This window comes from Marinobacter sp. UBA2498 (assembly GCF_002341575.1).
Classification (GTDB): domain Bacteria; phylum Pseudomonadota; class Gammaproteobacteria; order Pseudomonadales; family Oleiphilaceae; genus Marinobacter; species Marinobacter manganoxydans.
The window spans coordinates 15,370-15,775 of record NZ_DDOI01000047.1 but is presented as its reverse complement, the minus strand read 5'-3'; the positions used below and the strand labels follow the sequence as shown (position 1 = coordinate 15,775).

Genomic DNA, 406 nt, shown 5'->3' with positions numbered 1-406 from the left:
CCCGGCGTCACCGGCTCGAGCCGCCTCAATGGCGGCATTTAGCGCCAGAAGGTTCGTTTGCTCAGCAATGCTCTGGATAACAGCCAGCACATTGCCGATTTCGGCCGATTCGTTCTCCAGTTGTTGGATCCGGGTAGACCCTTTCTCAACCTGATTGGCGAGGTTGGTAACCGCCCGAATGGCTGAGCCAACGGTTTCCTGTCCGGAATCCGCAAGCGATGAGGCCTTACGGGCCGATTCGTCAGTTTCGCTGGTGTTCGAGGCGATCTCTTCGGAGGTGGACACCATTTCCTGCATGGCGGCAGACACCTGCGTGATCTGGTCGCGCTGTTGCTCCGAATTGGCGGTTGTACGCTCTGTGATGCCGGAGAGTGATTCGGACTCGCCTGTCAGTTGGCGAGACGCC

1 protein-coding gene is annotated in these 406 nt (G+C 58.9%); it reads right to left on the bottom strand.

Translation table 11 applies throughout. From position 1 onward, the window contains the following. Positions 1-406 (bottom strand): methyl-accepting chemotaxis protein (locus tag B2W52_RS05415; protein WP_286801788.1); only part of this gene is annotated, 406 nt, incomplete at both ends.